Annotated in this window: 6 protein-coding genes; 1 reads left to right on the top strand and 5 read right to left on the bottom strand. The window is 72.0% G+C overall.

Going from position 1 to position 12,751, the window contains the following annotated elements; genetic code table 11:
• Positions 1-260: 260 nt before the first annotated feature.
• From AB0O28_RS39510 to AB0O28_RS39500, 3 genes are all read right to left on the bottom strand, one after another.
• Complete coding sequence (locus AB0O28_RS39510; RefSeq protein WP_363648121.1) at positions 261-5,000, bottom strand: ThuA domain-containing protein; 4,740 nt, start codon at positions 4,998-5,000, stop codon at positions 261-263.
• A gap of 218 nt (positions 5,001-5,218) precedes the next feature.
• Positions 5,219-7,930 carry a hypothetical protein gene (locus tag AB0O28_RS39505; protein ID WP_363648119.1) on the bottom strand — a complete coding sequence of 904 codons (2,712 nt, stop codon included), beginning with the start codon at positions 7,928-7,930 and terminating at the stop codon, positions 5,219-5,221.
• Entirely contained in the window at positions 7,927-9,756 is a 1,830-nt protein-coding gene (locus tag AB0O28_RS39500; protein ID WP_363648117.1) for an HSP90 family protein, read from the bottom strand. The genes AB0O28_RS39505 and AB0O28_RS39500 overlap by 4 nt, the downstream gene beginning before the upstream one ends.
• A 170-nt stretch (positions 9,757-9,926) precedes the next feature.
• Here AB0O28_RS39500 and AB0O28_RS39495 point away from each other — a divergent pair, with 170 nt between their 5' ends.
• Positions 9,927-10,655, top strand: a complete 729-nt coding sequence (locus AB0O28_RS39495; RefSeq protein WP_363648115.1) for a DUF2071 domain-containing protein — start codon at positions 9,927-9,929, stop codon at positions 10,653-10,655.
• Positions 10,656-10,664: 9 nt separating this feature from the next.
• Here AB0O28_RS39495 and pdhA read toward each other — a convergent pair whose 3' ends face one another.
• Positions 10,665-11,750, bottom strand: a complete 1,086-nt coding sequence (gene pdhA / locus AB0O28_RS39490; RefSeq protein WP_363648113.1) for a pyruvate dehydrogenase (acetyl-transferring) E1 component subunit alpha — start codon at positions 11,748-11,750, stop codon at positions 10,665-10,667.
• Positions 11,751-11,936: 186 nt separating this feature from the next.
• Positions 11,937-12,548 carry a helix-turn-helix domain-containing protein gene (locus AB0O28_RS39485; RefSeq protein ID WP_363648111.1) on the bottom strand — a complete coding sequence of 204 codons (612 nt, stop codon included), beginning with the start codon at positions 12,546-12,548 and terminating at the stop codon, positions 11,937-11,939.
• Between the last annotated feature and the right edge of the window lie 203 nt (positions 12,549-12,751).

The following is a 12,751-nucleotide window of genomic DNA, read 5'->3' as shown; positions in this document are numbered from 1 at the left end:
CACGTCGATGCCGCTGCCGGGGTTGTCGTCGGCCAGCGCGGGACCGGCCACACCGGCCCCGGCGAGCGCGAGGCCGAGCACGGCCGCGGCGAGCAGCTGCGTGGTCCTGTTGATTCTCATGTGTTCGCTCCATTTATGGGGGGCGGGGCCGGTCGGCTGTTCGGCCGGCCGGCCCCGGTTGTGCTAGGGCGGTGTCCACGTCGTGGAGACCGTGGTCACCGCCGATGCGGTCAGCGGCAGCTGACCGCCGTGTAAGCAGCTCAGCGGCAGGAGGCCGCAGTGTAAGCGGCGTCGTAGGACGACGTCACCTGCTTGCCGCCGATCGTCGCGGTCCCCTTCACGGTGACCTTGCCGGCGTCGATCTGGGCGGTCCGGGTGTTGAAGGACTGGTAGGCCTGCTTGCCCGGAGCCACGTCGGACACGGTCTTCTTGCCGAACGGGGTGTTCAGCTCCACGGTCGCCGGAACGTCACCGTTGTTGACGGCCGTGACCGCCAGATACGCCGAGGTGCCGATGCACCGGGAAGCGGCGGTGACGGTCAGCTTGACCTCCGGCGAGTCCTTCGGGCCGCGGATGAGCGTGAAGTCGTCCACGTCGAAGTTCGCCCCGGTGAACACCAGATAGAGCTTCACGCTCCCGGAGGGGACGTTCGTGAGCGCCGTGGAGGCGTCCGCGTACGACTCCCACCCGCCGGTGTTGGGAACGGTGACGCTGCCGAGCAGGGGGCCGGTCGGGGAACCGGTCCGGATCTCGAAGCCGCCGCTGGGGTCGGGGGAGGCCACCCGGGCGGTGAAGCGGGTGACGCCGGTGAGGTCCACGCCGTCGTACGCCGCCCAGTCGCCGGGGTTGACGTAGCCGAGCACGGTGCCGCCGTGCGCGGGGGCGTGGGGATAGGTGTCGACGCCGTTCGCCTCGGTCCAGCTCTCGGCCTGGACGGTGACGTCGCCCTGCGCCGGGTCGAGCTCCTTGATGCGGATGTTCCGGAACGCCACCTCGTCGCCGTCGCCGTGGTTCTGGATGCCCACGTAGCCCTGCTGGAGGGACCGCTTCGGGTCGGTGTTGACGAAGTCGTTGACCTTCACGCCGTTCAGGAGGATCTGCAGGCGCTCGCCCTCCACGCGGATCTCATAGGTGTTCCACTGGCCCGGCGGGTTGAGCGCGGCGTCCCGGGCCTTGAGGTCCGCCGACTGGAAGCCGTAGACCGACCCGGTCGTCTTGTCCGGGGAGTCCGTGGCGTCGATCTGGATCTCGTAGCCGTTGTCGACCGCCGACCAGGGGTCGTCGGAGGCGGGGAAGCCGACGAAGACGCCCGCGTTGTCGTCGCCGCGCATCTTCCAGTCGAGCTTGAGCGAGTAGGAGTGGAACTCCTTCGCCTTGTACCAGAACAGCCCCAGGCCGCCGTGCGAGGTCAGGGTGGCGTCGGCGTTGGTGAACCCGCCGGGCCCGGCCTGCTCCCAGCCGGTGGTGCTGCCGTTGTAGAGCGTCGTGTAGCCGGTCTCGGGACGGCAGTCGGCCTTCAGGTCGCCCATGGCGTACCTGATGCCGCCGAGCAGGTGCTGCCGGAACTCCGGCTCGGAGAACGAGGACGCCGTGTGCCCGCCGCCCGTGTAGAACGACCGGCCGCCCTGATACTCCTTGCACCAGGCGATCGGGTGGTCGTCGCCCATCTTCCCGCCCGAGTACGACTTCTCGTCGAGTGTGGCCAGCACGTGCGCGGTGCTGCGGGCGTTGGTCCGGTAGTCGTACCACTCGTCGGTGCGCGTCCACGTCGAGCCGAGGTGGGCGGTCGACGGGTGGGCGCGGTCCTCCACCTTCACCGTCGCCTGCTGGACGGCGGGGTGGGAGGCGAACCACGCCCCGACCAGGCCACCGTAGAACGGCCAGTCATACTCGGTGTCGGCCGCCGCGTGGACGCCCACGTAGCCGCCGCCCGCCTTGACGTACGACTCGAAGGCCGCCTGCTGGGCGTCGTTCAGCACGTCGCCCGTGGTGCTGAGGAACACCACGGCCTTGTACTTGGCCAGGTTCTCGGCGGTGAAGACGGCGGGGTCCTCGGTCGCGGTGACCTTGAAGCCCAGGTCCTTGATCGCCTGGATGCCGGCCGGGATCGAGTCGTGCCGGAAGCCGGCCGTACGGGAGAAGACCAGGACCTCGCCCTCGGCGCTTTCGCCGGCCGGCAGCGTCCACTTCTGGGCGTTGCCGCCGTCACAGGTCTTGATGACCATCTGCCCGGTGTCCGAGGCGTCGAGGCACTTGCCCGACTGCGGGTTCTTGATGGTGCCGTCCGTCCCGACGGTCCAGACCTGCGCGCCGACACCGGCGACGCAGTCCCAGATCTGCACCCGCGTGCCGTCGGCGGTGCCGCCGTTGGACACGTCGAGGCACTTGCCGAGCGAGCGGAGGGTGTTGCCGCTGACCGTCCAGACCTGCGCCCCGGTCCCGTTGCACTCCCAGAGCTGCACCTTGGTGCCGTTGGCGGGATCGGCGTTCGAGACGTCGAGGCACAGGCCGGCGGGGCCGACGATCGGTCCCGGGCTCCTGCCCGTGGGCGGCTCGGCCGTCAGCGTGAAGTCGTCCAGGTCGAACAGCGCGCCGTCGTTGCCCTTGAAGACCAGGTAGAGCTCGGTCGTGCCCGCCGGGGCGTTCGACAGCGGCGCGGAGACGTCGGTGAACGTCTCCCAGCCTCCGGTGACGGGCACGCTCACCTTGCCCAGCAGGGTGCCGGTCGGCGACCCCGCGCGCACCTCCATGGTGCCGCCCTTCCCGCCGGAGGAGACGCGGGCGTTGATCCCCTTGGCCTTGGTCAGCTCGTAGGGCTTGAAGGAGATCCAGTCGCCGGCGTTGATGTCGCCGACCGTCCTGCCGCCGTGCGCGTTGCTCTTCCCGATCGGGTTGACGCCCTGGGACGCCGTGTAGTGCTCGGCCTGGCGGTGCCGGGGCTGCAGGATGTGCTGCGCGTGGGTGGTCAGCCCGCCCTTGTCGGTGTATTCCGCGTCGAACACGGCGAAGATGTTCGCCGCGTCGTCGTGCTCGCCGTCGACGGGGACGGTGAGCTCGCCGGAGCAGCCGTTCTTCGAGGTGATCTGGTGGCCGTGGCTGTCGTGGCCGAGCACGTAGGTCATCTTGACCTTCGTGCAGTCGACGTCGCCGTCCTCCGGGTCGGTCACCTTGATCGTGAAGGGAACCGTCTCGCCCCACTGGAACAGGCTGCCCGCCGTGGGGGTCTGGATGGTCACGGTCGGAGCGGTGTTGCCCGCCGTGATGCGCACGCTCGCGCTGCCGCTGTTGCCGGCGGGGTCGCGCACCGTGAGCGTCGCGGTGTACTCGCCGTCCTTGTCGTAGGTCTTGACCGGGTTCGCCTCGGTGGAGGTGGTGCCGTCGCCGAAGTCCCAGGCGTAGGTGAGCGTGGCGCCCTCGGGGTCGGCGGAGCCGGCCGAGGAGAACGTGACCGTGAGAGGCGTCTTGCCCGAGGTCTTGTCGGCCTTGGCCGCGGCGATCGGGGAGCGGTCGCGGCCCTTGATGTACTCGTAACGGTACAACGCCGAGTTGGCGTCGCCGTTGAAGTAGCCGGTGCCGTAGTCGAGCACGTACAACGCGCCGTCCGGGCCGAACGCCAGGTCCATCACCTGCGTGCCGGTCCACGGGAAGTCGGTGATGTCGCCGCGCGTCCCGTCGGCCCGCACGTCGATCGCCTTGATCCACTTGCGGCCGAACTCACCGGCGAAGAGGTGGCCGTCGAGGTCCTGCGGGAACTTGACCGCGGACTTCAGGTCGGCGTCGTAGTGGTAGACCGGCCCGCCCATGGGGGACTCGGAGCCGCCGCCGAACTCGGGCGGAGAGCCGGCGTCGCCGCCGTACCTGATCCACGCGGGCTGGGCGGGCGGCAGCGTGCGCTGCCCGGTGTTGCGGGGGGAGGCGTTGACCGGGCCGCCGGCGCAGTCGTACTTCGCTCCGGAGGGACCGGAGGGGAAGGTGAACGCGTTGTAGGTCTCCGCCGGCGTGTTGGTGCCCGTGCAGTACGGCCAGCCGTAGTTGCCGGGGCGGGCGACCCGGTTGAACTCGACCTGGCCGCTCGGGCCCCGGTTGGGGTCGGCGGTGCCCGCGTCGGGACCGTAGTCGCCCACGTAGACGACGCCGGTGGCCTTGTCGACGCTCAGCCGGAACGGGTTGCGGAAGCCCATCGCGTAGATCTCGGGCCGGGTGTTCGGAGTGCCCGGAGCGAACAGGTTGCCCTCGGGGATGTCGTAGGTCCCGTCCGGCTTGACCTTGATGCGCAGGATCTTGCCCCGCAGGTCGTTGGTGTTGCCCGCGCTGCGCTGGGCGTCGTACGCCGGGTTGCGGTCGGGCCGCTCGTCGATGGGGGAGTAGCCGGACGAGTCGAAGGGATTGCTGTCGTCGCCGGTCGAGAGATAAAGGTTGCCGTCGGCGTCGAAGTCCATGTCGCCGCCCACGTGGCAGCAGATGCCGCGGTCGGCCGGCACGTCGAGGATCTTGACCTCGCTGTCCTTGTCCAGCGTCCAGTCGGGCTTGACGGTGAACCTGGACAGCCGGTTCACGCCCTTCCAGGCCGAGAAGTCGGACGCGGTCGCCGGGGCGTCGCCGTCGGGGGTGTTGAGCCGTGGCGCGTAGTAGAGGTAGATGAACCGGTTGGTCGCGAAGCCCGGGTCGGCGGCGACTCCCTGGAGCCCCTCCTCGTCGTGGCTGTAGACGTTCAGCGTGCCGACCACGGTGGTGTCGCCGCGGGCGTCGGTGCGCCGCAGGACGCCCTCACGAGCGGTGTGCAGCACCGACAGGTCGGGCAGCACGGTCATCGTCATCGGCTCGCCCATCTCGGCGACGCCCCTGGCGAGCTCCACGCGCTGATAGTCGGCGGCGTCGATGGGCGCCGCCTGCGCGGGCGCGGCCGGGGTGAGCACGGTCAGGCCCGTGAAGGCCAGGAGTAAGGCACACGTCTGCGCGAGCCGTTTTCTGGTGCGATCGGCTGGCCGCCTGGGGGGCATGGCGGTGCTTCCTTTCCCTCGGTGCGGTACGGCCCGGCAGGGTGATGGGCATGGTTCCGCTTCACAACCGGCCGGGGTCGCGGCGATTGTCCCGAAGGTAAGCGTCCTTTTGTGATCTGTGAAGATAGTTGTGGCGAATGTGGCTAACTTTTAATAGATTCCGACGAAAGTTCGCGGGTGTCGCGGCGAAATGCGTCCAGCCCCGCTCCCGTCGGGGCTCACGGCCGGTCTTCCCAGTCGGCGTCCTCCTCGAAGTCGAGGTCGGGATAGAGGTCGCCGTCGAGCATGGCCTGGAGTTGCCGGCGTGTCTCGACGAGCTCGGAGGCGACCTCGTCCGACGGCTCGGACCTCGACGGCTGGGACTCCGGCGGCTCGGCCTCGCGGAGGCCGAGCGTCAGGGACTCCAGCTCGGCGAGCACGGCCCGCATCGCGGTGACAGCGGGCGCCTCCGCCGTCGCGTCGTCCCCGTCGCCGTCCCCCGAATCCGTCCAGACCATCAGCCACGCGGCCGAGCGCAGGCACCGCACGCGGGGGACGATCTGATCCAGGTCGCCCCACAGCCGCGCCGCCCGCTGGTAGGCGAGCAGCGCCTCGTCCATCCGCCCGGCGAACTGCAGCGCCTCGGCGGCGGACCAGGCCAGCTCCGCGTTCAGCTCCTTCGCCTCGGGGTCGTCCTGCACGAGCCCCGCGGCCATGACGAGCTGCTCGGCGGCCTCCAGGTGCCGGCCCAGCTCGGTCAGCGACCGGCCGTACTGCGCCCGCGTCCGCGCGACGGCCCGCGCCTCGTACGGGACCTCGACGCGCGGCATCGCCTCCTCGAACAGTGCGACGGCCTCGCCGTGCCGATCGAGAGCGTGGTAGGCGCCGGCGGCGGCGAAGATGTTGTGCAGCGCGTCCGCCTCGGAGATGCCGTCCCAGCGGTCGGCCGCGGCGAGTGCGGCCGCCACCACGTCGAGTCGCCGGCCGGGCTGCCGGCCGAGCGCCTCGACGAGCAGGGAGCTCAGCTCCGCCGCCTCGTCGGCGGGCAGCAGGTCCCCGCCCCACTCCAGGGCCGTCGACACGTGGTCCTCGGCGCCCTTCGGGTCCCCGTGATCGAGGGCGATCCGGCCGAGCATGCCCGCGGGCCGCGCGGCGTGCCAGGGCATGCCCGCGTCGCGGTAGCGGTCCACAGCGGCCGTCAGGTGCGTGCGGGCGGCGTCGAGGTCGCCGAGCAGGAAGCAGATCCGGGCCAGGATGTCGTGGTAGGCGCCGGCCCGGCCGGTGCCGCCCAGCTCCTCCGCCGTGGACAACTCCGCCTCCACCCGGGCGCGCGCCGCCCGGATGTCGGTCTCGGCCGGCTGGTCAGGGCCGGCGAGCGTGCTCACCGCGACGTACGCCCCGGCCCTGCGGGCCGCCAGGTACTCCCCGGCGTCGAGCGCCCCCCGGGCGTACGCGGCGGCGGCCTCGGCGGTGACGGTCTCCGCGAGGGACTCGCCGCCGGTTCGGTCACCCGTGTAGGCCAGGGCGACGGCCGCCGCGGCGCGCGCCTCCAGCGCGTGGGCCCGGTCGCCGAGCCGCTCGAAGCGTTCCGCGACGGCGAGGAGCCGCGGGTGCGCGGCGACGGGGTCCTGCTCCATCGCCGTCCCCGCCCTCCTGAACTCGACCTGCGCGGCCACCGGCTCGGGCAGCTCGGACCCGGTGGCGGCGACCCGTTCCCACGCCTCGTCCGCGTGCGGGTGACGCAGTGCGGACAGCCGCCGCGCCTCGGCGACGAGTTCGTCGAGGGAGGCCGGCGCGGGCGACGCCTGCGCGGGGCGGGGCGGGACCGGGCCGGTGGCCCGCGCCGCCGCCGGCCGCGGCAGCCGTACAGGAGAGCCCAGCGGCAGCCGGTCGAGCAGGGGTTCCCGATTCAGCCGGGCCGCCACCCGCTCGCTCACGACCCGGGTGCCGTTGCGGGCGTCGTAACGGGCGCAGATGTCGCCGATCTCCCGTTCCAGGTCGCCGAGCACGGCCCCCGCCGTACGGTCGCCCACCGGCAGGTCGTCGTAGCCGAGTGCGGCCAGGCGGCGCAGCAGCACGGCGGCGCCGCAGATGAAGCCGAGCCGCCGCGAGACCTCCTCGCCCTGCGGCGGGAGCCAGGCGACGTGCTCGGTGAGGATCTCCAGGCCGCGCGCCTCGTTGCCGGTCAGCGCGCAGAACTCGATGTGCTGCCCCACGGTCTCCCGCAGGGAGAGCGTGCGCCGGGCCAGCTGGTAACCCTTCAGGTGGGCGCCTCGGGCGTCGTCGGCGCGGCCCGTCCGCAGCAGCGGCAGCAGGGCCTGTCCGAGCACGCGGTGGGGCTCCTCGGCGCAGGTCAGCCGGCCGCCGAGCAGCGGCGCCCAGAACTCCAGCGCGCCCTCGTCGTCGCCCGCGGCCTCCCGCCACGCGCCCCACCCGTTGTGCTCGCAGGCCTCGCAGTCGGCCATCTCGTCGTCCGGCGCGGCGATGGACGCCTCCATCGCGGCGGCGGCCGCTTCGACGTCGCCGGTCTCCTGCGCCAGCAGTGAGCGCAGCGCGAGCACCGGGCGCGGGCTGTAGCCACGCTCCCGGTAACGGCTCTGGAGCTCGTCGAGCCAGCGGTGACTCGTCTCCAGCGGCACGGCGGGGTTGTTGACGAGGCTGTGCGTCATCCACTTGAGCTGCCAGTAGATGGAGTAGGTCAGCCGGCCCAGCTCGGCGGGGAAGTCGTCGAGGAGCCGCAGGAGCCGTCCCGCGGCGACCGGCATCCGGTCTCCCTCGGCGGCGTAGAGGTACGCCTCGATGAGGGCGAGCAGGACCTCGCCCTCCAGCCCGCGGTCGCCGGCGGTGCGCGCCTGCGCGGCGAGCACCTCCAGGCGCTCGGCCTTGGGCCGGCCCTCTGGCAGGGCCCGGCACTCCTGCAGGTCCGCGCGAATCGCCGCGGTATCGCTCACTGCCCCTCTCCTTCACCGGTCACGCTCGCCGCGGCCCAGCCGAGCAACTGGTCGAAGGCCCGGTTCAGCAGCGAGGCGTCCATCGGCCGCAGCGGCCGGTGTGTCATCAGCAACGCCTGGGCGTACAACGCCTCGACGGCGGTGACGAGCAGCGTCCTGTCGCGGATCGTCGCCAGCCTGCGCACCACCGGGCTGCGGTGGTTGAGCACGAGCTGCGCGCGCGGCGCGGACGACTTGAGCGCGCCGAGGATCTCGGCCCACAGCTCGTCGGACTCGGCGGCGGTCTCCGCGCGGGTGCGCTCGCTCCGGGCGGCCCGCGAGTCGAGGTGGAGGGCGGACACCGACGCCGGATAGAAGGCGCGCAGGATCACGTCGCACTCCAGCGGGTCCAGCGCCGCGCGGGCCGCGGCCAGGAAGGCGGCCATCGCCAGCTCCTCGTGGGGGTCCACCGGGTCGAGGGCAGCGGTGACCGCGTCCGCGTCCAGCTCCTCGACCGTCACCCCGGGCAGGACACCGGGAAGCGCGGCGACCAGCTCGCCGTCGTAGGTGTAGCCGCCGTTGACCACCCCGAGTCCCTGGGCCGACGCGATGCCGGCGACCTGCCGGAACTCCTCCACCGAGGACGTGACCCGCACCGCCGGGTGCTTCCTGGCGAACTCGGCGAGCGTCACCTCGCCGTCGGTGGTCTCGAACCGCAGGTGGGGCAGCATGATCTGGAAGAGCTCGGCGTCGTGCCGGGCCAGCGACTTGACGCCGAGGGCGTGCACGGACAGGAACGCGGCCAGGCGGCCCGGCTCCTGCGCGGCCAGTCCGGTCAGCCAGTCGCGCAGCCGGGCGCCCAGGGCCTCGCGGACCGCGGACAGCGTCTCGTCCTCGTACAGCCCTTCCCGTGACGCGGTGGGGCGCAGCGTGTCGGTGTCGATCACGCAGCGCGCGAAGAATGCCCAGTCGGGCAGCACTCCGGAGACCGCGTCGCCGAGCAGCATGCCCTTCAGGTAGACCCGGTGGCGGCCCCCGGCGGCCGGGTTGGCCGCGTTCGGCAGGATGTAGGCGGCGCCCCGCACCCCGGCCAGCTCGACGTCGAGCTCGACCACGTCGAGCGCCGCGAGACCGAGCACCCGCTCGCCGTACGCGAGCAGCGCGGCCCGGCGCTCGGCCGCCGACCGGTACGCGCGGTCCCACACCGGAGGGCTGTCGGTGGTGCGGACGGTCCGCCCGCCCCCCACCACCGTCACCTCGTACGGCAGCAGCGCGCCGAAATCGCGGGCCAGGTCGGCCACGAGCTCGGGGGCGAACCACCGCTGCGCCCCCGGCCGCGGCAGCAGGCGCACCGTCGTGCCCGGTTCGGCGCGCTCGTCCGGCGAGAGCGACCGCACCGAGTAGGTGCCGTCGGAGGTCGCCGACCACTCCACGCCCGGAGCGCCGGGGTCGCGGGCCGACCGGGTGAGCACCTGGATCCGCTCGGCCACGGTGAAGCAGGCCAGCAGGCCGATGCCGAACTGGCCGAGGAACTCCTGGCGGGCGCCTTCGAGGTCGTCGCGCTTCGACGACCGCCCGATGGTGGCGAGGAAGCGGTGCACGTCCGCCTCGGTCAGGCCGATCCCCGGGTCGTCGATCCGCAGGCCGTTGTCCTCGACCGTGATCCGTATGTCCGTCGGCGCCGCAGGGTCCACCGCCAGCCGTGCGGTGACCGCGTCCACGGCGTTCTGCAGCAGCTCGCGCAGGTACACCCGTGGGCTGGAGTACAGGTGATGGGACAGGAGATCGACCAGCCCGCGCAGGTCCACCTGGAAGGATCGGGCGTTCCCCGTTAAGTCGTCCGACATGCGGAAAATCGTAGCGTCGCGGACCGACACGGAAGGGGTGCTCGCGGCAGCGGCGGGCGGCTCCGGGGCGGGGGCTCCGGGGCGGCCGAGTCCCCGTTCTCCGCGGCGCGCCACGCCGATTCCGCGCGATCACGCGACCGGCATGCGGCGTTCCGGGTAGAGCCCGGGACATGATTTCCATGCCGTCAGGACGGGTCGGGCTTCCGGTGATGTACCACCGCTGGTCCGACATCACGTTCATCCACTGGAGATATCCGCCCGCGGTCGTGCAGGCGTTCCTGCCGGACGGGCTCACCGTCGACACCTATGAAGGGTCCGCGTACGTCGGGCTCACGCCGTTCCTGATGCGGGACGTGCGGGCGCCCGGCGTGCCGCCGTTGCCATGGCTGTCGCGCTTTCCCGAGACCAACGTGCGCACGTACGCCCGGGACGCGCGGGGGAGGCGCGGCCTGTGGTTCCTGTCGCTGGACGCCGGGAGGCTGCCCGCGGTGCTGGGCGCCCGGGCCACGTATCGGCTGCCGTACTACTGGTCGGACATGTCCGTCACCGGTGAGGGGGCGCGGCGCCGCTACCGCTGTGTGCGCCGGTGGCCGGGGCCCTCCGGGGTGCGCTGCGACGCGGACGTCGACCTCGGCGCGCCGCTGACGGAGGCCGAGCGGGACGGGCTCGCCGACTTCCTCGTCGAGCGGTACCGGTTGTTCACGGTGATCGCGGGCCGCCTCGCGACGGCGCAGGTGGAACACCCGCGCTGGCCCCTGCACCACGCCCGGCTCACGGGACTGGAGCAGGGACTGCTCGACGCGGCCGGGCTCCCCGCGCCCGGCCACAACCCGCTCGTGCACGCGTCTCCCGGTGTGCCCGTACGGATCGGCATGCCGCGCCCGGTCCCGATCGCGTGAGGCCGGTGGTCAGGCGCCGGGCTCCTCGAAGCGGTCGAGGTAGGCGGCGTACCAGGCGCGCTCCTCCTCGACCAGTGCGTGCCGGTCGGCGTAGACGTGCTCGAACATCGCGTCCACCGGTGGATCCTGCATGGAGATGACCCCGTCGCGCAGTTCGAGGGCCATGCGTTCGCCCTCCTCGTCGACCTCGGTGAAGAACGCCTCGTCGGCCATGCCCTCCCGCAGCAGATACGCCCGCATACGCGCGATCGGGTCCTTCTTCCGCCACGCGTCCACCTCCTCCGCGGGGCGGTAGCGTCCCGGGTCGTCGGAGGTGGTGTGCGGGCCCATCCGATAGGTGTGCGCCTCGATGAGGAACGGCCCGCCCCCCTCGCGGACGTGCCGCAGCGCGGCCCTCGTCACCGCGAGGCAGGCCAGCACGTCGTTGCCGTCCACCCGTACGCCCGGGAAGCCGAAGCCCCGCGCGCGCTGGTAGATCGGCGCCCGGCTCTGCCGCCCGACGGGGTGGGAGATGGCCCACTGGTTGTTCTGGCAGAAGAACACTACGGGCGCGTCGAACACGGCCGCGAAGTTGAACGCCTCGCTGACATCCCCCTCGCTCGCCGCGCCGTCGCCGAAGTAGGCCACGACGGCCGAGTCGTCGCCGTCCTTGCGGACCCCCATGGCGTACCCCACGGCGTGCAGCGTCTGCGCGCCGAGGACGATCGTGTAGAGGTGGAAGCGGGTCTCCCGAGGGTCCCAGCCGCCGTTCGTCGTGCCCCGCAGCATGCCCATGAGCGTGAGGGGAGCGATGCCCCGGCACCAGGCGACGCCGTGCTCCCGATAGGAGGGGAACACGTGGTCGTCCGGCGCCAGCGCCCGGCCCGAGCCGATCTGGGCGGCCTCCTGGCCCAGGCAGGGGATCCACATCCCCAGCTCGCCGAGGCGCTGGAGGGCGAAGGCCTCCCTGTCGATCCGGCGCACCAGCGTCATGTCGCGATACAGCCCTCGATACTGGCTCTTCGACAGATCCAGGTCGTACTCGGGGTGCGCGACACGCTCGCCTTCGGGCGTGAGCAGCTGGACCAGATCTTCGGCCTCGTCCTGGCGCCGCACGTCGTCTCCTCTCTGACAACGGTGATCGGTGCAGGCGCCTCCACCGCATGGTCGTCTGCGCCGTGCCCGACCAATCATTGCGGCTGTACGGCGCGCGAATTCACGCGACGTGCCCGCCACGCCGATGAGCTGCGCTTTCCCGGCCGCTTTCGCTCTGCCGCTTTTCCCGGCCCCCGGAGGCGGGGGTCAGCCGGTCGCGGCGGCGGGGCTCAGGCCCGCGAAGACGATCGCGAGAGTACGGGCCCGCAGATCGGGCTCCCACGGGGTGTTCAGCGACGCCTGGCACAGGCCGATCAGCAGGGCCATGACCTCCGGCACCCGGACGTCGGGGCGCACGGTCCCGGCCTGCTGGGCCTTGCCGACGAGCACCTCGACGGCCTCACGCAGGGCGAGGACCGGCTTGGCGACGGTGACCGGGATGTCCGCCTGGGCGAGCAGGTCGACGACGGTCTTCTTCTCCGCGGCCTGCTCGACCGTGCGGGTGAAGAAGGTGAACAGGGCGGTGGCGGGGTCGCCCTCGGTCGCGAGCGCGCGAGTCTCCTCGGCCAGCCTGACGGCGACCGCGTGCATGATCGCCTTGAGCAGGGACTCCTTGGTGGGGAAGTGCCGGAAGACGGTCCCGATCCCCACTCCGGCTTTCTGGGCGATCTCCTCCGTGGAGGCGGAGGGACCCTTGGCGGCGAAAACGGCCTCGGCCGCCTCCAGAATGCGCGTACGGTTGCGCTGGGCGTCGGCGCGCAGCGTCCTGGCCGGTGCCGCGGAAAGGTCCGGCTCGGGTACGCGCTGGTCGTTCGGCATCCCTCGGCTCTCCCCACGCCTCGATTGACATTCGGATTCGCCGCTTCATAGCCTGTAACCGAAGTGGAGACTCCGATTGTAGGTCACGCCGCAGCGAGGAGCGACGAAATGTTCGAGAGGTTCACCGACCGTGCGCGGCGGGTTGTCGTCCTGGCCCAGGAAGAGGCTCGGATGCTCAACCACAACTACATCGGTACTGAGCA

This window comes from Microbispora sp. NPDC088329, from assembly GCF_040685655.1.
Taxonomy (GTDB): Bacteria; Actinomycetota; Actinomycetes; order Streptosporangiales; family Streptosporangiaceae; genus Microbispora.
This window is presented reverse-complemented; position numbering and strand designations above follow the sequence as displayed.